This is a genomic window from Arthrobacter sp. B2a2-09, assembly GCF_027587375.1.
GTDB lineage: Bacteria > Actinomycetota > Actinomycetes > Actinomycetales > Micrococcaceae > Arthrobacter.
This window is the reverse complement of sequence record NZ_JAMXIC010000036.1, coordinates 14,528-34,889: the sequence shown is the minus strand read 5'-3', so window position 1 is coordinate 34,889 and position 20,362 is coordinate 14,528. Positions and strand designations below refer to the sequence as shown.

Annotated in this window: 22 protein-coding genes; 2 read left to right on the top strand and 20 right to left on the bottom strand. The window is 64.5% G+C overall.

The genetic code is table 11. From position 1 onward, the window contains the following. Window positions 1-248 precede the first annotated feature (248 nt). From NFJ07_RS23890 to dacB, 20 genes are all read right to left on the bottom strand, one after another. A complete protein-coding gene (locus tag NFJ07_RS23890) occupies window positions 249-1,697 on the bottom strand; it encodes a DHA2 family efflux MFS transporter permease subunit (RefSeq protein WP_269998431.1) in 1,449 nt (482 codons plus the stop codon). Window positions 1,698-1,835: 138 nt separating this feature from the next. Then, a complete protein-coding gene (gene panC, locus NFJ07_RS23885) occupies window positions 1,836-2,738 on the bottom strand; it encodes a pantoate--beta-alanine ligase (protein WP_269998429.1) in 903 nt (300 codons plus the stop codon). Window positions 2,739-2,740: 2 nt separating this feature from the next. Then, window positions 2,741-3,676, bottom strand: a complete 936-nt coding sequence (locus tag NFJ07_RS23880; protein ID WP_269998428.1) for a Rossmann-like and DUF2520 domain-containing protein — start codon at window positions 3,674-3,676, stop codon at window positions 2,741-2,743. Beyond that, complete coding sequence (locus tag NFJ07_RS23875) at window positions 3,669-5,162, bottom strand: PH domain-containing protein (RefSeq protein ID WP_269998427.1); 1,494 nt, start codon at window positions 5,160-5,162, stop codon at window positions 3,669-3,671. The genes NFJ07_RS23880 and NFJ07_RS23875 overlap by 8 nt, the downstream gene beginning before the upstream one ends. Beyond that, window positions 5,159-5,671, bottom strand: coding sequence for a PH domain-containing protein (locus NFJ07_RS23870; protein ID WP_269998425.1), 513 nt, complete (start codon window positions 5,669-5,671; stop codon window positions 5,159-5,161). The genes NFJ07_RS23875 and NFJ07_RS23870 overlap by 4 nt, the downstream gene beginning before the upstream one ends. Then, window positions 5,652-6,173 carry a DUF3180 domain-containing protein gene (locus tag NFJ07_RS23865; RefSeq protein ID WP_269998423.1) on the bottom strand — a complete coding sequence of 174 codons (522 nt, stop codon included), beginning with the start codon at window positions 6,171-6,173 and terminating at the stop codon, window positions 5,652-5,654. Before NFJ07_RS23865 ends, NFJ07_RS23870 begins: the two co-directional genes overlap by 20 nt. Window positions 6,174-6,176: 3 nt before the next feature. After that, window positions 6,177-6,716: a 2-amino-4-hydroxy-6-hydroxymethyldihydropteridine diphosphokinase gene (gene folK, locus NFJ07_RS23860; RefSeq protein WP_269998421.1), complete on the bottom strand. Its 540-nt coding sequence runs from the start codon at window positions 6,714-6,716 to the stop codon at window positions 6,177-6,179. Beyond that, the gene (gene folB, locus NFJ07_RS23855; RefSeq protein ID WP_269998420.1) at window positions 6,713-7,072 is read right to left on the bottom strand and encodes a dihydroneopterin aldolase; all 360 of its coding nucleotides are present in this window, start codon (window positions 7,070-7,072) and stop codon (window positions 6,713-6,715) included. Before folB ends, folK begins: the two co-directional genes overlap by 4 nt. Before the next feature lie 29 nt (window positions 7,073-7,101). After that, on the bottom strand, window positions 7,102-8,007 hold the full coding sequence (gene folP, locus NFJ07_RS23850; RefSeq protein WP_269998418.1) for a dihydropteroate synthase: 906 nt from the start codon (window positions 8,005-8,007) through the stop codon (window positions 7,102-7,104). An 8-nt stretch (window positions 8,008-8,015) separates the two neighbouring features. Next, complete coding sequence (gene folE / locus NFJ07_RS23845; RefSeq protein ID WP_269998416.1) at window positions 8,016-8,684, bottom strand: GTP cyclohydrolase I FolE; 669 nt, start codon at window positions 8,682-8,684, stop codon at window positions 8,016-8,018. Window positions 8,685-8,694: 10 nt separating this feature from the next. After that, window positions 8,695-10,764, bottom strand: coding sequence for an ATP-dependent zinc metalloprotease FtsH (gene ftsH, locus NFJ07_RS23840; protein WP_269998415.1), 2,070 nt, complete (start codon window positions 10,762-10,764; stop codon window positions 8,695-8,697). A gap of 238 nt (window positions 10,765-11,002) precedes the next feature. After that, window positions 11,003-11,488 carry a hypothetical protein gene (locus tag NFJ07_RS23835; protein WP_269998413.1) on the bottom strand — a complete coding sequence of 162 codons (486 nt, stop codon included), beginning with the start codon at window positions 11,486-11,488 and terminating at the stop codon, window positions 11,003-11,005. 74 nt (window positions 11,489-11,562) lie between these two features. Next, window positions 11,563-12,255, bottom strand: coding sequence for a hypothetical protein (locus NFJ07_RS23830; protein ID WP_269998412.1), 693 nt, complete (start codon window positions 12,253-12,255; stop codon window positions 11,563-11,565). Window positions 12,256-12,263: 8 nt separating this feature from the next. Then, window positions 12,264-12,833, bottom strand: coding sequence for a signal peptidase I (locus tag NFJ07_RS23825; protein ID WP_269998411.1), 570 nt, complete (start codon window positions 12,831-12,833; stop codon window positions 12,264-12,266). Then, window positions 12,830-13,462: a SipW-dependent-type signal peptide-containing protein gene (locus tag NFJ07_RS23820; protein WP_269998409.1), complete on the bottom strand. Its 633-nt coding sequence runs from the start codon at window positions 13,460-13,462 to the stop codon at window positions 12,830-12,832. The genes NFJ07_RS23825 and NFJ07_RS23820 overlap by 4 nt, the downstream gene beginning before the upstream one ends. Window positions 13,463-13,471: 9 nt before the next feature. Then, window positions 13,472-14,056, bottom strand: coding sequence for a SipW-dependent-type signal peptide-containing protein (locus NFJ07_RS23815; RefSeq protein WP_269998408.1), 585 nt, complete (start codon window positions 14,054-14,056; stop codon window positions 13,472-13,474). A gap of 186 nt (window positions 14,057-14,242) precedes the next feature. After that, window positions 14,243-14,794 carry a hypoxanthine phosphoribosyltransferase gene (hpt, locus tag NFJ07_RS23810; protein WP_059388924.1) on the bottom strand — a complete coding sequence of 184 codons (552 nt, stop codon included), beginning with the start codon at window positions 14,792-14,794 and terminating at the stop codon, window positions 14,243-14,245. A gap of 31 nt (window positions 14,795-14,825) precedes the next feature. After that, on the bottom strand, window positions 14,826-15,863 hold the full coding sequence (gene tilS / locus NFJ07_RS23805) for a tRNA lysidine(34) synthetase TilS (RefSeq protein WP_269998405.1): 1,038 nt from the start codon (window positions 15,861-15,863) through the stop codon (window positions 14,826-14,828). A gap of 122 nt (window positions 15,864-15,985) precedes the next feature. Continuing rightward, complete coding sequence (locus NFJ07_RS23800; protein WP_269998403.1) at window positions 15,986-17,089, bottom strand: zinc-dependent metalloprotease; 1,104 nt, start codon at window positions 17,087-17,089, stop codon at window positions 15,986-15,988. Between the two features lie 214 nt (window positions 17,090-17,303). After that, window positions 17,304-18,851, bottom strand: a complete 1,548-nt coding sequence (gene dacB / locus NFJ07_RS23795; protein ID WP_442865390.1) for a D-alanyl-D-alanine carboxypeptidase/D-alanyl-D-alanine endopeptidase — start codon at window positions 18,849-18,851, stop codon at window positions 17,304-17,306. A 136-nt stretch (window positions 18,852-18,987) separates the two neighbouring features. Between dacB and NFJ07_RS23790 the strand changes: the two genes are divergently transcribed. Both NFJ07_RS23790 and NFJ07_RS23785 read left to right on the top strand, forming a co-directional pair. Then, window positions 18,988-19,476, top strand: a complete 489-nt coding sequence (locus NFJ07_RS23790; protein ID WP_269998402.1) for an inorganic diphosphatase — start codon at window positions 18,988-18,990, stop codon at window positions 19,474-19,476. Window positions 19,477-19,718: 242 nt separating this feature from the next. Then, complete coding sequence (locus NFJ07_RS23785) at window positions 19,719-20,318, top strand: hypothetical protein (protein ID WP_269998401.1); 600 nt, start codon at window positions 19,719-19,721, stop codon at window positions 20,316-20,318. Window positions 20,319-20,362: the final 44 nt, after the last annotated feature.

Here is a 20,362-nt window from a genome sequence, read left to right as displayed (position 1 = left end):
GGGAGTCTGCCGCAATTTTTCCGCATCAGCGGCGGCGACTCGAACTACTCTACACACCCCCAACACCCCACGCAAATCACCTCAACACCACCGTCCTGCGCCCCAAAAGCCCCTGGAACACGGCGATTTCGGACTCAAACACCACCAGAATGAAAGACTTTCGGACCGCAAGCCACAACATGCCGTGCGTCACAAAACAACCAGCGGCGCCCAGCGCCGCCACCAAGCCCCGCGCCGCCGCCCCCGGGCTAGTGCCCGGCTGTCCCTTCGGTCTTGCGCATCATGGTGGACAGCACCACGGCAGCCACCGCAATCAAAGTGGCTGTCAGGAAGGCGGCCTGCATCCCGGCAACAAAGCCGGACGCGGCCGACACCACGGCGAAGATCGAAACCAGGAGTGCGGTCCCTGCGGCCCCCGCCACCTGCTGCAGCGTGCTCATGATGGCCGAGCCATGCGAATAGAGGTGGGGTGGGAGCGGGTTGAGGCCGGTGGTGAAGGCTGGGGTGAACAGCAAAGCCAGCCCCAGGCTAAGTACTGCGTAAAGGACCACGACCCACCACAGGGGGCTATCCGCGGTGAGCATTGAGAATTGCCACAGCGTGAGTACCAGCAGGATCGAACCTGTCACAGTCAGTGGGAGCGGTCCTATCTTGTCGAACAACCTGCCGACTACCGGCCCGAGCAAGCCCATCGCCAAGCCGCCCGGAAGGAGCGCAAGGCCGGTCTCCATCGGCTGCAGGTGCAGGACGTTCTGCAGGTAGAGCGGCAGCAAAATCACTCCGCCGAACAAGGCCATCATTGCAACCACCATGAGCAGGACCGACACCGTGAACATGCGGAAGTTGAATGCCCTGAGATCCAGCAGGGGCGCATCGGACTTCTGTAACTTGAGCTGGCGGAAAACGAACCCCACCATGCACAAGACACCGATCACCAACGCAGCTACCGGCAGGGCAGTTGCTCCGCCATGGCCACCGATCTGGCTCAGTCCATAGACCAACCCGCCGAAGGCAGGGACGGTCAGGACCACCGAGACGAAGTCCAGCCTTACATTGCCTCGCTCGCCTACGTTTGTGAGGAACTTGGCGCCGATGCCCATGGCCAACAAGGCCACCGGCAGCACGAAGACGAACATGAATCGCCACGAGAAATGGTCCAGGATGATGCCGGAAACCGTGGGGCCCAAGGCCGGTGCAACCGAAATCGCAATGGTCACGTTGCCCATCACCGCACCGCGGCGGGACAGGGGCACCAAGGTCAAGATGGTTGTCATCAGCAGCGGGAGCATGATTGCCGTGCCGCCCGCTTGGACGATCCGCGCCAACAAGAGCATGCCAAAGCCCGGCGCCACGGCTGCGAGCAGGGTCCCGGCGCTGAACAGTCCGATTGCAAGAAGGAACGCGGCCCGCGTGGTGAGCCGCTGGAGGATGAAGCCGGTAGTGGGGATGACCACGGCCATGGTCAGCATGAATCCAGTGGAGAGCCACTGGACTGTGGGTGCGTCAACGTTGAGGTCCGTCATGAGCCGCTGCAAGGCGACGTTCATGATGGTCTCGTTGAGGATCACCACGAAGGTGGCCACAAGTAGCGTGACGATGACGGTGACAGACTCGCGCGACATCCTGTCGCTTGCTTGCTGTGTCCCCGTTTCCGGCACGGGGTTGCCGTGCCCGTCTGATGTGACGTCGGTAGACATGAGGATCCCTCAGCTTTGGGTGCGGTGGTGTCCGGCGCTCGGCACCGGTGAAGATTGCAACAGTCTAAGCCTCAACCGCATTCCCGTCAGCAGCTTAATCCAAACGTTTGCGTACAGGCATCCAGAAGTTAAGGGTGCTCATGAACTCAGCGGCACGTTGTCGATCAACCGCACGGGTCCAACCTTCGCGGCAATGATCGCAAGCCCTTCACCCCGGAACGGGGTGTCCTTGCATTTTTCGGCGAGCGGTTCCAGCGTGCGGGGATCGACGACGTCGAAATAGTCCAGCTTCACGAGGGGCTGCGATTCAACGAGCGCGACGGCGGAGTCCAGCTCGAGCGGCTCGTTCGCCAGCGCGCGGGACTCGAGGAGCCGGAGGGCACGGGACAGCACCAGCGCCGCCTCCCGCTCTTCTTCGGAAAGGAAACGGTTCCGGCTGGAAAGCGCCAGCCCTTCCGCGTTGCGCACAGTAGGCACGGCCACGATGTCCACCGGAAAGCTGAGATCGGCCACCATCCGCTTTACGAGGGCCAACTGCTGGGCATCCTTCTGGCCGAAGTACGCGCGGTACGCGGCAGCACCGCCGTCGACGGCTGGACCACCAGGCAGGCCGTAATGAAGCAGTTTGGCGACCACCGTCAGGGCGCCGTCGAAGTGGCCAGGACGCGAGGCGCCCTCCCATTTCTCGCCCAGCGGGCCCGAGGTGACGCGGACCAACGGCTCCCCACCGGGGTAAACCTCGTCCACGGAGGGGGCGAATACGAGATCCACGCCCTCGGCGTCGAGGAGGGCCATATCGGCATCAAGCGTGCGCGGGTAGCGTTCGAGGTCCGCGGCCTCGCCGAACTGCAGGGGGTTCACGAAGATGGAGGCCACCACGACGTCGTTCTGCTCGACGGCGGTGCGGGCCAGCGCTGCGTGCCCGGTGTGCAGCGCTCCCATCGTGGGGACGAGCCCTTGCGAGCTGCCGCGCTTTTCCGCGAGCAACCGCGCACTTTCGGCCCGCAGTTCCGCTGCGGTGGTCACAAGTTTAATGGCCATTCTCAGTTTCCTTCCTGCGTCCCGGCAGCGTCGTTGCCTGGACAATCCGTACTTGGGCCGTCCAAGGCGTCGTTGATGTCGCCGAACTGGCCCTCCTTGAGCAGCCCGCGATTGACCGCTCGGCGGGCTGTGGCCCGGGCCATGGCCAGGTAAGCGGCAAGGACATCGCCGCCGGCACCGGCGTCGTACTCCTTGAGGGCCTCCGCATGGGCGGCCACGGTTCCCACATCCCCGCGGGCCACGGGTCCGGTCAGCGCAGACTCACCGGAGGCCAGCGCGTTCTCCAACGTGGCGCGGAGCAAGGGGCCGAGCATGCGTTCCGGCGTGTCGACGCCGATGTCCCGAAGCAGCTGGGAGGACTGGGCCACGAGGGTAACCATGTGGTTTGAGCTGTGCGCGAGGGCTGAGTGGTAGAGCGTGCGATCGGCCTCGGCAATGGCCACCGGTTCCGCGCCCATCTCCACCACGAGGGCTTGGGCGATGGGCAACATGGCGGCGTCGGCGGTAACCCCGAAGGTGCAGTCCATGAGCCTGGTGAGGTCCAGGCTCATGCCGGTGAACGTCATGGCCGGGTGGAGGGCAAGGGGAATGGCACCTGCCGCACGGACCGGCTTCAGTATTCCGACGCCGAAGCGGCCGGAAGTGTGCGCCACGAGCTGGCCTGGTTGCCATGCTCCGAGCTTGGCCAGTCCAGCCACGAGTTCGCCGAGAGCGTCGTCCGGAACGGCAAGGAGCACCAACTCGGACCGCTCCACGATTTCCTGGATTTCGAGGATCGGGACCCCCGGCAGCAGCGTCTCCGCCCGCTCCCGGCTCGCCTCCGACACGGCGGAAACCCCGACGACGGCGTGCTCGGCCCCACGCAGGGCCGCACCCAATACGGCACCCACCTTGCCGGCGCCAATGATTCCTACGCCGAGTCGTCCTGGCCTAGCCATGGTCCGGTTCCTCCTGGGTTGGTGAGTGCTGCATGGCATGGGTGGTTGGCGGGGCCGGCATTGCCGCAGGCGGAAGTTGCGCCAGCCATTGCTCGCTACTCTGCAGTTTGCGGGCTTTCCGGGCTCGGGCCGCCTGCTGGTCGAACAAACTTACTGCTTCCTCGGTGGCTGCCTGGATGAGCCGGGGCGCCACCGGCCCTGGAGTCGTATGCAACACAAGGTCGGCCACGCCGAAGAGCCGGGCCAACGGACCTTGGCGGAGGGCGATGGACTGGGTTCGTTGATGCGGGACCATCACCAACTTCCTCCACAAACGGCCGGAGCGCAGCAGCAGGGCCGTATCCGTTGAGAGGAAGCCGTTCCGTCGCCAGCCCAGCGGGGAAAGAATCCAGGCCCGCTTGGGGGTGGTGACAAAGCCGGCGCCGGAATCCAGGCCGGTCAAACCGGCTGTGAACACGCGCTCAGGATCGGCGGTACCGGGATCAGGCAAGACGAGCGAGAGCATCATCATCACCTCGGGCTTCCGCCCGACTGGAAGCAGCATGGTGCGGTGCTCGCCTTCGCTGCGGTGGTGTTCACCGTAGCCGGCAACGTTCACATGGATCCGATACCAGCCGAGAATGCGCCACAACGGCGGCTGGGTAACCTTGAGGGCCTGGATGCGGCCGGGAGGCACGGTCTGGGCCCGGGTATCCAGGAGCCCATAGCGCAGGCGGATGCCGTCCGGGGAAATTGCCGCCGTGAAGTTGTAGCCCGTGTTGAACGAGCGCCAGTAGGCGGTGCCCAAGCCGAGGATTGCTGGAATCAAGTAAAGGATGAAGGCCCGGGACTCGGTGAGCACTGATACCAGCACGGAAGCAATGGCGCTGAGCACAATGAAGAAGCTCTGCTCGCTCAAGATCAGCGAACCGACGAGCCTTCCTGGCGGGAGGTAGAGCACCACCTGTTCGGGCGCCTCGGGCACCTCGACCGTTTCGCTCCCATCAGCAATACCGGCGGCCCGGCCCAGGATGGTGGCACGGAGCTGTTTGGCCTGCGCGAGCCTGAGGTAAGAGAGCCGCACGGCCGAGTGGCCGGCGTCGGCCACTTCGAACTTCAGCTCCGCGAGCCCGAAAATACGGGCAAGCAGGGGCTGCACAATATCGATGGCCTGGACCCGGTCAAGCCGCGCTTGGCGCTGCTGTTTGAACAGGAAGCCGGTATTGACCCGGACATAGCCTTCGGCAAGCTGATACCGGGTGAAGTACCAGCTGAGGACGAAGGATCCCAAAGCCAGCAACAGCACGACGCCGCCCCCGGCCAAGAGCCAGGGCGTGCGCTCGTTGAAGTTGTCGCCGATATTCCCGCGGCCTTGGAGGGCTCGCTCAAAAGTGTCTCGGCCAAAGAAATAGACGATCGCGACCAGTGCCACCCATCCCCGCACAAACGGCGACGCCGGGTGCACGCGGTGCCAGTCGCCGTCGACGGCGGTCTGTTCCTGGGTCACAGCCCGGCCAGCCTCGCTTCACCGCGGGCCGAAAGCTGCTCGCGCAGCCGTGCGCCCTCAGCGGCGGGAAGTCCGGGCAGGTGGGCGTTGGTTCCGGCTGAAGCGGTGTGGAGTTTGAGGGTGCACAGTCCCAAGAGCCGCTCGACAGGCCCGACCGCGACATCGACGTACTGCATCCGGCCGTAGGGAACCACCATGGTCCGCTGGAAGAAGATGCCGCGGCGGATCAGCAGGTCGTCGTCGCGTTCCGCATAGCCGATGGCCCTCACTTGCCTCGGGATCAACACAAGCCGCCACAGTGCAAGCAGCAAAAGGGCCGCGGGAACGGTGACGGCGAGCCACAGCGATGGCCACCTCCACCACCCCAGTTCCACGAAGAGCAACGGTAGGCTGAACAGGCCGACCATGATCACGTTGCCGATGGCCCACTCCACAAGCCGCACCGTCACGTATTTAGGCGAAACGCGCAGCCACTGGATGCCAGGAGGATCAATCGCCGCGGTATGCATATTCGCCTTCGCCCTTGGCCTCGCCACGGCGTGAATCCCGGACGCCAGGGCCACCTTCCAGGTCTTCCGGAGGGATTCGGCAGAACCGCTCCACCACGAGCCCCACGATGGTCATGATGAGCCCGCCCCCGCCCATGATGAGCGCGAGCCACAAGATGCCCTGATCGCTGCGCAGGCTCAAGAGCCGGAGTTGCTCTATCACGATTCCCACATGCCAGCCCAGCAACACTGTGCCCGCGTAGGCGCAGGCCTGGGCCAGGATCAGGGTTCGCGCCGCCAGGATGGGGTTGAGCATGGTCTTCTTCTTGCCGTTGCGCCAGCGCAGGACGCGGATGCCCATGATCAAGGTCAGCGCGGCGATGACGCCCATGGTCACCAACGCGGAAGGAGGAAGCACCGGCGTCGCCATGCTGTAACGGGTGGTGAGCACAGTGGTCAGCCAGCCAACGGCGGCAAGAACGACGGCGATGATCGCCAACAAGAGCGGACGCATGGCCTTCATGGACTATTCCACCGCTCCAGCGGCAGCGACGCTACCGGATCCGTCGAATCCGTCGAAAGGCCGAAGCCCGGGAAAGTCCTCGGCCTTGGCGGCCAGCTCAGCGACGCTCTCACCGTTGAGCCGCGCTGCAGGGTCCAGGAGGGCCCATGGATAGAGCACGAAGGCGCGTTCCGCAGCCCGCGGATGCGGCAGGGTCAGGGTTTCATCGTCGCTGTTGAGTTCGCCGTAGACAATGATGTCCACGTCCAAAGTGCGGGGGCCCCAGCGGACCTCGCGGACCCGGTGGTGCTTTTGTTCGACGTCGTGGCAGTGCTGCAATAGGTCCAGCGGAGCAAGGGTGGTCTCGACGGCGATCACCATGTTGAGGAAATCCGGTTGCCCCACGGGTCCGCCCACGGCTTTGGTCTGTACTACGGGTGAGACGCCGAGCAGGCGGATTTCCGGGCGGTCAACGAGGTCGGCAACGGCGGTGGACAAGGTGTCGTTCCGCTCGCCCAGGTTGCTGCCGAGGGCCAGTATGGCTTTCGTGAAACGGGAGGTCATGCACGCTCCCTGTGGACACTGACGGTGACGTCACCGAAGGGCACTTCGATAGGAGCTTTGGGTTTGTGGACCGTGACATCGACGGCGGAGACGTTGAAGCCAGCCAGAATTCCCTCGGCGATCCGCACGGCGAGAGCCTCGATCAGGTTGAGTGGCTCGCCCGTAATGAGGGACGTAATGTACTCGGCCACTTCACCGTAGTGAGCCGTGAACTGCAGGTCATCCGTTTCCGCGGCCTTGCTGAAATCGGTGTACAGCACCGCGTCGACGACGAACGGCTGTCCGTCCCGGCGCTCGAAGTCGAAGACGCCGTGATGCCCGACGGCGGTCACGCCGGTCAGTGTGATCTTGTCCAAACCGGTTACTCCCCCTCTGCTCACGAAGCTTAGTGTCTGATGCGCGCGGCAACCTTGACGGCGTCAAGGCTCGGACCGACGTCGTGGACGCGCACGGCCCAGGCGCCGTTCGCGGCACTGATTGCCGTGATGGCAGCGGTCGCATGGTCCCGCTCCTCAGGTGCTGCCGCCTTGCCAGCCACGGTCAGGAGCGTCCCGAGGAAGCGCTTGCGGGAAGCTCCGATCAGGACCTTGTGGCCGAGTTCATCCAGCTTGTCGATGTACTTGAGGAGTTGCCAGTTCTGGTCTTCGTCCTTGGAGAAGCCCAGGCCGGGATCCACAATGATTTGTTCCGCTGACACGCCTGCTGCGTAGAGCTTGTCGCGGACACCCTTGAGCTCCTCGATGACTTCCTCAACGACATTGCCGTAGTCGGCAAGGCTGTTCATGGTCTCGGCGTCGCCCCGGCGATGCGTCAGGACATAAGGCACCTTGGAGCGTGCGACGAGTTCGGCCATCTCCGGCTCGATGCTCAACCCGGAGACGTCGTTGATGATCGCGGCGCCGGCCTCCACAGCCGCAGCGGCCGTCGACGCGTGCGTCGTGTCGATGCTGACGAGTGCCCCGGCCTTCACGAGTGCCTGAATCACCGGCAAGACCCGGTGCAGCTCTTCTTCCGGAGAGACGGGCTCGGCGCCCGGGCGGGTCGATTCGCCGCCGACATCGATGATGTCCGCTCCGGCGTACAACATGCGCAAACCGTGGGCGATGGCGGTGTCCGCAGTGGGGTGCTTGCCGCCGTCGCTGAATGAATCCGGCGTGACGTTCAGAATTCCCATAACAAGCGTGCGGTCGGCCGGCAGGTCCGCGAAGCGGGCTGCTGGACGGGGTTTGCGGAGAATAGGCAGGGGGCTGGTAGCCGGGCCCGTTCCTGGTGCTGCTGCGAGGGAATCCATGGTCTTTGTTACCTTCCGAGTATGAGGCTCATGGCTTCGGCGCGGGTGGCCGGGTCATGAAGTTGCCCGCGCACTGCACTGGTGACGGTCTTGGCGCCGGGCTTGCGGATGCCACGCATGGACATGCACATGTGTTCGCATTCGACGACGACGATCGCTCCCCGGGGCTTGAGGTGGGTCACGAGCGCTTCGACGATCTGGGTGGTCAGGCGTTCCTGCACCTGGGGACGGCGGGCATAAATGTCCACGAGACGGGCCAGCTTGCTCAACCCCGTCACCTTGCCATCGTGGGAAGGGATGTATCCAACGTGCGCGACGCCGTGGAACGGCACCAAATGGTGCTCGCACGTGGAATAGAACGGGATGTCCTTGACCAGAACGAGTTCCTCGTGGTCGAGGTCGAACGTGGTGGACAGGACATCCTCGGGATCCTGGTGCAGGCCCGCAAAGACCTCGGCGTAAGCCTTGGCCACGCGCTTCGGCGTATCCAGCAGTCCGCCACGGTCCGGGTCCTCGCCCACGGCAATGAGGATCTCGCGGACGGCCGCCTCGATGCGCGGGCGGTCGACCTTATATGAGTGGTGTCCGCGGCCGTGGCCGCCTGATTTCCCCCCGGAAGTGCCGCCAAAGTCATCACTGGCGGCACCGCTGAAGTCGTCGTCGTCGATGTGAGTCACAGCAGAAAGCTTAGCCTTGATGCGAAACGTCGGTGCCCGCGTCAGGTCCCTGGCCGGTGAATGACTCCTGGCTGCCGACTCCCTGCGGGTGCGGGGACTGGGCGTCCAACGGTTCGTCCAGACGCGCGGCCTTGGCCTCTTCCTGTGCCTCGCGTTCAGCCTTCTCTGCGCGGGATTCCACCGGCGGGATGGACTGGACCGGACGGGACTCCTTGGAGAGCCACACCTCGCGGAAGTCACGCTTGCGGATGTCGCGGAAGATGTAGGCGATCTCGGCCTGGTTCAGCGTTTCACGCTCAAGCAGTTCGAGGGCCAACTGATCCAGGACGTCCCGGTTCTCGGTCAGGATCGCATAGGCCTCGTCATGGGCCTGATCGATCAGGCGCCGCACTTCCTCGTCAACGATGTACGCCACCGAGTCCGAGTAGTTGCGTTCCTGTGCCATGTCCCGGCCCAGGAACGGCTCGCCGCCGCCTGCGCCAAGCTTCACGGCGCCGATGCGCTCGCTCATGCCGAACTGGGTGACCATCTTGCGCGCGGTTCCGGTGGCCTTTTCGATATCGTTCGAGGCGCCCGTCGAGGGGTCGTGGAAGACGATTTCCTCTGCAACGCGCCCACCCATGGCGTAGGCCATCTGGTCCAGGAGTTCGTTGCGCGTGATCGAGTACTTGTCGTCCTCAGGGACAACCATGGTGTAGCCGAGGGCGCGGCCTCGGGGCAGGATGGTGATCTTCGTGACCGGGGCGGAATTGCGCAGTGCTGCGGCCACCAGGGCGTGTCCGCCTTCGTGGTAGGCGGTGATCTTCCGCTCCATTTCCTTCATGACGCGGCTACGCTTCTGCGGGCCGGCCATGACGCGGTCGATTGCCTCGTCCAGGGCGCGGTCGTCAATCAGGTTGGCATTGGACCGGGCCGTCAGAAGGGCTGCCTCGTTGAGCACGTTGGCAAGGTCCGCACCGGTGTAGCCAGGGGTCTTCTTGGCGACGCCCTTGAGGTCGACGCCGTGTGCCATCGGCTTGCCCTTGGCGTGCACGTTCAGGATCTGTTCGCGCCCAACCAGGTCTGGCGCTTCCACAGTGATCTGGCGGTCGAAGCGCCCCGGACGGAGCAGGGCAGGATCCAGGACGTCCGGACGGTTGGTTGCCGCAATCAGGATGACGTTGGTCTTGACGTCGAAGCCGTCCATTTCGACCAGGAGCTGGTTGAGGGTCTGCTCGCGCTCGTCGTTGCCGCCGCCAATACCGGCACCACGGTGACGGCCAACGGCGTCAATCTCGTCAACGAAAATGATGGCGGGCGCACTTGCCTTGGCTTGTTCGAAGAGGTCGCGGACGCGGGAAGCGCCGACGCCTACGAACATTTCGACGAAGTCCGAGCCCGAGATGGAGAAGAACGGCACGCCGGCCTCGCCTGCGACGGCGCGGGCCAGAAGGGTCTTGCCGGTGCCCGGAGGCCCGTACAGCAGCACGCCCTTGGGGATCTTTGCACCGACCGCCTGGAACTTTGCCGGTTCCGCGAGGAATTCCTTGATTTCCTGGAGCTCTTCAACGGCTTCCTCCGCACCAGCGACGTCCGAGAAGGTGACCTGCGGCATGTCCTTGTTGACCAACTTGGCCTTCGACTTGCCGAACTGCATCACCTTGGAACCGCCGCCCTGCATGCGCGAGAGCAGGAACCAGAAAAGCACACCCAGCAGGAGCACGGGGATGAGGAGCGAGAACAGTCCGGAGAACCAGTTGTTCTCGACCGGCTGGTCCGTGAAGCCGCCGGATGGTTGTGCGTTGGTGACGGCCTTGACGACGTCCCCGGCGCGCGCAGTGACGTAGAAGAACTGGACGTTCTTGCCCTTGTCCTGGCCATCGATGACGAGGTTGTCTTTCAGCGTCAGGTCAACGCGGTTCTCGGCATCGTAGATTTTGGCCTGGTCCACCTTGCCGCTCTGGGCGAGGACAGCGAGGCCCTTATCGGTGTCGATACGGGTGGATCCGCCGGGGGCAAGGGTTGCAAATGCCACCAGGAGCAAGCCGACTACGACAACAATCCAGATGCCCGGGCCCTTGAAGAAACTCTTAGCTTTCATCTGTTCGGGGGCTCCGCCCCGTCCCTCCTGGTAGTGCTGCACGGCGCAGCTTCTGCGCGCGTGTGGTGCTGCGTCAGTTTCTAGCTTTACACCGTTCGGAGTGATTCACGCACAGTAAGGGGCAAAAGTTCCCTCTAGGCGTACATGAACGGGGAATTCCGGAAACTCGCAACGGAAATCCATTGTTCTTTCAGGATCCCCGCGCTACGGGTCGAACGCAATCGCCGAACGGTTGCAACTACTGCACGGTACATACCGGGTTGGTGCCGGCCAGTCCCATGGACGCGTTTGCCGTGGCCAAGGTGGAAACCCACCCCGAGCCGTCCTTCGTCTGCAGATAGACGCCGTAGGAGCCCCCCAGCAATCCGCCCAGGATGCCCGACTTGAATTGCGTCGTGTACACACCTCCGACGGGGCCCGTTGTGGAGAGGTTGGTTCCCAGCACCACCGCGGTCAAATTCGGGAGAAGTCCCCCGCTGGCTACGTAGTAGTTCACGTTGGCAGGTGCCGCATACGCGGTTCCCGCCGGGAATCGCCAGTTGACCGTGATCACCGGGCTGGTCCCGGCCAAACCGGGGCTGAGCGTACACGGGCTGATCACGACGGGCGGCGGAACCGTGAGTGCGTTCAGCGTTCCGGAGCCGAATTCGGAGCCGGTCCAACTCGCTTCTGTCGTCCCGGTTCCAGCCGGGACGACCAAGAGGGCGGCTGCGACTCCGGCCACCGCGAGCAGTGATCTCAGTCTGGGAAGACGCGTGAAGCATTTCCGCCGTTCGTGCGAGGTCGGGGGTCTTACCATCAGTCCCCACCCGGCTCACGGGCTTGCGCGACGCCATCGGCGGCCGCGACAGCACGGGCACCGGCGAGCCTGGACGCGAGGGCCCCCACCAGGACCGCGCCAAGGCCTAGAAGCCCGAAGATGCCCAGGCGAAATCCAGTGTCGGGGAGAGCCATACCGGGAAAGTCCCGCGCCGCGGCAGGCTCGCCGGCGGCATCCACCCGGGCCGTAATTCTGGCTGAAAGCCCCTGCGCGCTGTTGCCAGCCGACGGCGACAAGGTCACCTCAAGCAGCAGTTCGACGCCAGCCGGGATTCCGCCGTCGGGATTTGCAAGACTGACTGTGCCGCCCAAGGAGGAAAGCGTCGTCGCCGGTATGACGGTGTTTTCACCGGACCGGCAGACCTCCGACACCCAAGCGGTGGCGCAGCTGCGGACGTCCACCGTGACTAGTCGCGCCGACGCATCCGATGCGGCAAACTGCACAAGTGCGCCGTCCGCAAGCAGCCGCATCCTCAAATCGTGCAGCGTCACGGCCCTGGTGGTCACCCCGATACTCCATCTGCTGGTAGTTCCGGGAGCAAGGACGGCCGGATTGCTTCCGCCGTGGGTCAGGATCAAGTCCGGCCCGTCTGCCCCGGCAGACGCCGGAGCGGCGCTCAGCAAGCCGAGCAATACCACGGCGGCCGTTGCCGCGTAACGCCAGCGGCTCACGCGTCCAATCATGCCCTCGCCCTGAATCGCGTCCGCCGGGCTCCCTCCGGCCGGGGCCACAGCGCCCAGGTCACCAAGGCAGAGACGGCAACCGTGGTGCCGCCGAGCACCCAGGGGTTCGATGCTCCCGCAACAACGTAGGCAATACCCGGCACCGAGTAGAGCACGGTGCGGACTTTGGAGACGGTGTATGGTGCAGGATCCTCCACCCGGTTGGCGTCGCCTTTGAGTGTGAGGACGGCTGTGGCGCCGTCGACCATCCGGGAGGATGTGACCCGGTGGGTGACGGGCAACTGCCCCGGCCGATCCACCGTGACAATGTCTCCAATCCGGACCTCGGATACCGGGACCTCGCGCACTACGGCCAGCGATCCGGCAGGGATAGTGGGAGACATCGAGCCGGTCTTGAACATGATGAGCGTGATGTGGAAAAGCACGGCGGCCAGCGTCAGGAGGATACAGATCGCGCCGCCGATCGCCGCGAGGTTAAGCAACGTCTCGCGTACGACGTCGGCGAGGCGCTTGCGGTTGTTGGCCACCCACCGTCGGGACTCCAACGGCTCCAGCGCTACCGTCATGAGTCCGACGTCCCCTTGATTTCCCAGGTTGCCGTCACGCTGGCCCCCTGCAGGGAGTTGTCTGCGGAGGCAAGCATGGTGACCTCGAAGCACATCTGAGTGGGGCTCACCGAGTTCGCGGCCACCGCTGTTGCGGCACCGGACGTGGTCAACGGCACCTTTGAAGCCGAGGTCCCGACAAGGTAGCTCGCTCCAGCGGTGAACTGGCTGGAGTCGCACGTTCCCGAGGAGTAGCGGACCACACGATAGGCCAGGGCAGCGGCCAAGGCGGCGTTGTTGTTGGTGGCTCCCTGGAGCGTCAAGGTTCCGGAAAGCGACCCCGCCGTGGTCCGGATCCGGATGGGAGCGTAGTTGACGGTGTTTGGTGACATTCCTGCCGCATTGAATGCCATGGCGGCAGAAGAGCCCGAAGCGGGGTGTGCCAGCCACGCCCCTCCGGAATTGATGGAGGATTGGAGAGCAAAGGAGCTTGACGTGAACGTTCCGGTGGCGAACTCGGAATCATTCCAGGCGGCGAGGGTCAGCGTGCATCCAACACCGAGAATAAGGCCGCCGGCCAAGACGGCGCGCGCACGTAGGAATCGCTGGCGGCCCGCCCCGGGTCGACGAGCCGCCCTGCGTCCGGTCATGGTGGCCGGTCAGGAGGTAGATGCCGCAGCGAATTGCCACGTGGCCGCGCCGTTTTGACCTTGGACCAGGCCGGCAGCCGCAGTCACTTTGAAGCAAAGGAACACCGCGCCGCCGGGATTGCTCGTGGGGCTGCCGGCATTGAGGGTGAATGTAACTCCACTCAACGCTCCGTTGAGTGCGGTTCCTGCCGGCACCAGGTCGGTTCCCGTGGTGCCGCTGGAGCACCCGAAAGACGTGGATTCGATGAGTTCATAGCTCAAATTCGCAAGCGATCCCGTGGCGGTGGCCGTGTTCACAGTGACGGTAGACCCCGTGGAGGTATTGGCTGCGAGCCGTACCGCGAAGGGAGCGTAGACGGTGTCCCCCGGTGCCAGATTGCTCGGGTTGAGGGTGAAGGGCAGGGTGGCTCCCGGGGAGGCGGCGTGGTCCGCGTAGGCGGTGCCATCGGTGCTGCCCTGCAGGTTGAAAGTGCCCGCCGTGAACGTTCCCGTGGCGAACTCGGAATCGTTCCAGGCGGCCAACACGACTGTGGCTCCGACTCCCAGGACCAAACCGCCAGCCAAGAGTGCACGGACCTTCCCGCGCTTCGACATTGAATCCGAACTGCTTTTCAAAACTTCCCCCTTGTCAGGCCAACCGGCAATTGAGCAGAACGTTAACACCCAGGTAATCCGTCCTTTGCCTGCAGCCCCCAAAAGGGTTAAAAGCGAAGCGGCCTCCCGAACGGGAGGCCGCTTTCACTCCGCGAACCGTGCCGCGGTGGTTCGCTGCGAGAAGAGTTACTCGTAAACGTGCGGGGCGAGGGTGCCCACAAAGTCCAAGTTGCGGTACTTCTCGGCGTAATCCAGTCCGTAGCCGACGACGAATTCGTTGGGAATGTCATAGCCGACGTACTTGACGTCGATCTCCACCTTGGCGGCCGTAGGCTTGCGAAAAGCCGTACAGATTTCCACGGAAGCGGTGCCTCGCGATTCGAGGTTGGTCTTGAGCCAGGAGAGGGTCAGGCCGGAATCGATAATGTCTTCGACAATCAGGACATCCTTGCCCATGAGGTCGGTATCAAGGTCCTTGAGGATGCGCACGACGCCGGAGGACTGGGTACCGGAGCCGTAGGAAGACACCGCCATCCAGTCCATGCTGACGTGGCTGTGCAGCGCACGGGCGAGGTCTGCCATGACCATGACGGCACCCTTGAGCACGCCGACGATCAGCAGCTCACGGCCCTCGTAGTCCTTGTCAATCTGTGCAGCAAGTTCGGCGATCCGTTGCTGGATCTGCTCCTTGGTGTAGAGAACGTGTTTGAGGTCTGCCTGGACGTCGTTTGAATCCACCAATGGCTCCTGTGTTGATGCGTGGGTGCGGCTACTGTTGGGGCGATCTTTGATGCCGGAATACTAGCTTCCCACAGCCGCCGCCTTCGCGGGGAACGGCAGTTCCCGCTGCTGAGGCCTTCCGCTCCAATTCGCTCAGGGATACGCGGTAGACGCTGACGCTTCCGGGAAGCTGCACGGGACCCGCCGATCCATGCCGGCGCAGCAATGCTTCGGCCGCCTGAAGCCGCCCGTAGCCGGGCTGTTGGCCCCCGACGTCGGCCGCTGCTTTGGCGATCACCCGGAACCTCAGTGCGGGGGACAATTCCCTCAAGGCGTCTTCGGGGAGCCAGACTCCGTCCTCGGTTCGGTTCACGAGGGCCGCATAGCTCGCTGCGGCAAGCTGCTCCAGGAAGTCAGCGTCCTGTTGGAGGATAGCGGCGGTGCGGGCGAGTGATTCGGCCACACCGGGCCCCAGCTTGTCCTCAAGCAAGGGCATCACCTCCACCCGGGTCCGCGAGCGGGCGAAGGCGGGGTCCGCGTTACTGGGATCGTGCCAGGTTTCGAGCTCCTCGACCTCGCAGATTTCGACTGTTTCCGCGCGGCGAAGGCCGAGGAAGGGACGAAGGAGCTTGCCGCGGGCAGGCCGCATTCCAGCGAGGGAGCGGGTTCCCGAGCCCCGGGCCAGGCCCAGCAGGACCTGTTCGGCTTGGTCGTCCAGAGTGTGCCCGAGCAGGATTGCTCCACAATCGAGTTCGGTGGCGGCTGCTTCGAGGGCCGCGTGCCGGGCGTCCCGGGCTGCTGCCTCGGGCCCAAACCCGGTAGCAGCCACCTCCACGGTCCGCAGCTGGACAGGCGAGAGGCCGAGCCCCTCCAGGATCGCCACGGTTCGTGCCGCGACCTCGCCAGAGCCTTCCTGCAGCTGATGGTCAACCACGACGGCGGCCACGCTCACGGGGCGCCCGTGCACATGGCCTCGGCGGGCGAAGTAAGCTGCCACTGAGGCAAGCGCCAAGGAGTCCGGCCCGCCGCTGCACGCCACCAGGATTCGCTCAGGATAGCCTGCGGAGGCCAGTGCGTCCTGCAACATGTTGCGTGCTTTGCCGACGACTGGCGCCAAACGCCCGGGACGCCGTCGTCCGCTGCTTTGTCCGCCTATCCTGCTTGGTGAGTTTCTACTGCTTGCGCCCGGGCCCGATGTGGTACCTGCGGTCACAGCCCCATCCGCTCGAGCCACAACCTGGAGTCGTGGATTTCGGCTTCTGTGGGCAGTTTTTCGGCCGATTCCCATACCCGGTTCAGGCCCTCCATGCCAGCCACCGCAACCACTTCACGGACGAACTTGGCTCCGTCGCTGTACTGGCGCATCTTGGCATCGAGGCCGAGGATATTGCGGATGAATTTCTCGATCATTCCGCGGTCCTTGCCCCGCGCGCTGAAGCGCTGCCTGATGGTCTTCACCGAGGGGATCAGGGTGGAGTCGACGGCGTCCATCACTACGTTGGCGTGGCCTTCCAGCAAGCTCATCACGGCCGTGAGGTGCGAGAGCGATGCCTTTTCCTCGGGGTTCTGCAGCAGGTCCAAGATGGCCCCGCGGCCAGGCACGGCACCGGTGGAGCGGTCGCGCAGGGAGCGGGCGGCGGCCGTGGCGCGGTCCATGATGGAGTCCACATTGCCCAGCAGATTGCTACTGAGGCGCTCGATTTCCTCAAGCATGTGGCTCCGGAGCCAAGGCGCGGCGGCGAACTGCACCCGGTGGGTTTGCTCGTGAAGGCAGACCCAGAGCCGGAAATCGTCCGGATCCACGTTGAGCTCGCGCTCCACGGAAATGATGTTCGGAGCCACCAGCAAGAGCCGGCCAGCAGGCGGCGCTTTCGAGTCCGGGGCGAGCGACGCGAAGGGATCGTATTGGCCCAGGACCTTGCTCGACAAGAAGGCAAGCACAGCCCCAAGCTGGCTGCCGGTGATGGCGCCGCTCGCGGCCGCCGCAGCCGGAGACATCGCCGGACCGCGGCGGGAATCCAGCATTTGCTGAAGGGCCGGCTGGAGCATCACGGCAAAACTCTGGGTATTGGCCTTCGCCCACGACGCCCGGTCCACTACCAGGACATGGGAATCCCGGAGATCGCGTGCGGCTTCCAAACCGGTGATGTCATGCACATGCGGAACCGAGATGTCCGCGCTGAAACGCAGGCTGTCCACTGCTTTGCCGATCTGCGCCGGACTCAGGGATGGACCAGGGGGAGCGAGCCGGGCAGCCGTGGAGGCGGCCAGCTCCCAGTTGATGAGGGACTGGGCTTGCTGCTGAGACTCCATACAAACCATCAGAACACAACAGGCTGAATCTGCGCCCTTAAGTTCGCTCAGCGGCGAACGTCAGGCGGCGACGAACGAAATAGTCTCGTAGCTCAAAGGTCTGGCGCATGCACCCGTTAAGGACTGGCGCACCCGGTGCAACGAGCGCTTGGGTCCTTAGTGCGTGCGCCCATGCACAGTTGATTGCTATGTCCTTTGGGGGTTGCGACGAACGTCAACCCGCCCGGCAACCACATGCCGCGAGTGCCGTGGCGGACCTGTCCAGCGCCACCTTGTTCCCGGCTGCACCCGGCGTCAGCCCGTTGCCGATAAAGGAGAAGACCAGGAGACGGCCACTCGCGTCCACCACATAGCCGCTCAAAGCGATCACCGAATTCAAGGTACCCGTCTTGGCCCGCACCAGTCCCGCACCTTGGGAGGTGCTGGCATCTCCGTAGCGGTCGCCGAGCGTCCCGGTCAGTCCGGCCACCGGGAATCCGGCGAGGGCGGCACGGAGACGGGTGTCCGGTCCCGAGGTAATGGCCCGCACCACGTCCGCGAATTGCCGCGCAGACACCTGGTTGCCCAAGGCAAGGCCGGACACGTCCGCCAAGTGCATGGAGTCCGTAGCGATCCCCAGTTCCGCCAGCTGGGCGCTCACGGCCGCCGTCGCGCCGTCGTTGGATCCCGGCTTTCCCTCGGACAGCGCGGCCATCCGGCCAAATACCTCAGCGAGGTAGTTGTCCGAGGTTTCGAGCATCAAGTCCACTTGCTCGCGGACGGTGGCAGACACCACGCTGGCCAGGACATCCTGCTTTCCGGCCGGAGCGTTGGCGCGTTCCACGCCGGGGACCACCGTGAATCCGGCAGCGGCGCCCGCGGCTTGGAGCTTCCCCGCGAAAGCCTCGGCGGCGGTGAGCGCGGCGTCCTGCGGACGCGGACCGGTGGTTGCCCCCGGGCTTGTCCGGGCCGAGTTCAGCGCGAGCGGGAAGATTGGCGCCGTTTCGCCGGCAGCGACGTCGTCGAGGCTCCACGCCGGATTCAAGGCGGGCCCGGTGAACAACCCATCATCCAACTGGACCGTGACCGGGCCCTTCACACCGCGGTCCTGCAGCGCTTTTGCCGCATCCGCCGCGAGGGTCTCCAAGCCGGCATGGCCCAGCACCTCGCTTGGCTGGGACGGGCCGGCGCCAAGCAGGACGTCGCCTCCAGCGCTCAGGATGATCGTCGACGCTGAAGATCCCGCCAGGACCCGCGTGCTGAAGCGGGTCTCCGGGCCGATCGCCCGCAGCCCCGCGACCGCGGTGAGCAGCTTCATGTTGGACGCAGGCACACGGTTCTTGGCGCCGTCGCGATCGTAAAGCGGAAGCCCGGTCAACGCATCCTCGACGACGCCGGTGAAGTCTCCCCCGCCGTCGGGGGTCAGGAGGGCGTTGAGCTGGCTCGTGACGTCGGCCGGAAGCGGGACCGGGGCGGAAGCGTCCAAGGGCGCAACGATCTGGGTGCGGCTCAGCTGGCTGGGGATTTGTTGCCAGGCCGGCACCTTGGCTGCGGGCGTGCCGGCTGCCCCGAAGAAGCCGGGACCGAAGAATCCAGATGCAACCCCGAGGCCCATCGGCACGGCCAAGGCCGCGATGACCAACGTCAACAAGACAAATGGCAGAAAGCGGACAATGCCCTTCGACGTCGGCTTCCTGGGCCTGGGCCTCCTGCGCCTGAGAATGGGAGTCTCCTGCTGTTCCGGAGCCTGCTTTTCAGCCCCCGCCTCGTCAACGCCCTTCATGCAGCCTTAGTCCTCAAAGTCTTGAATGTCCCCACCGTTTCAAGAAACTTGGGCCTCTCGCTATATCCTCAATAGTAGTCGGCGGCGTCGGCTGCTCTGTTGCCGCGCCCATGCCAATACCGTCAAGGAGCATTCCATGAAGCACGACGTCACGATCGAGATCCCCAAGGGGTCGCGCGTCAAGTACGAAGTTGACCACGAGACCGGCCGCGTCCGCCTGGACCGCGTCCTGTTCACGTCCATGCAGTACCCCACCCACTACGGGTTCTTCGAGAACACCCTGGGCGAGGACGGCGACCCGCTGGACGCACTGGTGCTCCTGCAGGATTTCGACCTGTACCCCGGGGTCATCGTTGAGTCCCGCCCCATCGGCGTTTTCAACATGACCGACGACGGCGGCGGAGACGCCAAGGTCCTGTGCGTTCCGGTCGACCCGCGCTTCGACCACATCCAGGAAATCTCCGATGTCAGCGAATTCCTGATCAAGGAAATCGAGCACTTCTTCACCCGTTACAAGGACCTTGAGCCGGGCAAGTGGGTCAAGGCTGAAGGCTGGGCCGACCGCGCGGCCGCCGAAGCCGAGCTTGAAGCTTCCATCAAGCGTTACGTTCCGGTCTCCCACTAATCCCCACTACCTCCCCAAACTCGCAAGCTCGTTTGGGGCCCCTCGGTAGCGTGGGCCCACCCGCTACCTCCCCAAACGCGCAAGCTCGTTCGGGGCCCCTCGGTGGCGTGGGCCCTGCGATGGTGCACGACGGCGGCGGGTGCGGTTCCACGTGAACCGCACCCGCCGCCGTCGTAACGACCCAGTTGGCTGTGGATTAACCGCTTGAAAGTCAGCTACCTGCCGGTAATGTGTGATCCACCATGTTCACGCTGACCATTAACCAACGCGACAGCCGCGGCAACGGAGACCTCGTACCGCAGCTACTCAAAGACCTGCGCCACATCCCTGCGCGCTTGGACTTTGACCGCTCGGTGGAGGATGAAGTCCAGGGCATCGTGGAATTCCCGCACCAGGCCGTGGATTCAGCGCTCATCGCCTTGCGGAGCGGACAGTGGTACGTGGGAATCGGGGTCGGACCGGTCAACGAACCCCTGCCCAAGCAAATCAAAGACGCCTCCGGACACGGCCTTGTCTACGCACGCCGCGCCGTGGACCGCTTGCGGAATGGCAAGGAGCGAATCCCGGTGGCCGTCGAGGGGCCGATCGCTGCACTCGCTGCCGAATCGGAGGCTGTGCTGCGGCTCCTAGGGCACATTGTGCAGCACCGGAGCGTTGCTGAGTGGCGCGTGCTGGACCTGCTGACGCCCGGCGTGCGTGGACAGCAGAAGACCGTGGCGCAGGAACTGGGGATCAGCACCCAAGCCGTGAGTAAGGCACTGGCCCGCGCCCAATGGGTGGAGGAGCACGCCGCCAGGCCGGCCGCAGCGCGCTTGCTGCAGTTGATCCTCGAGGTTTACTGATTAGCTCGGCGGTCCTTCAGCCGAAGTAGCCCTCGACACATCCC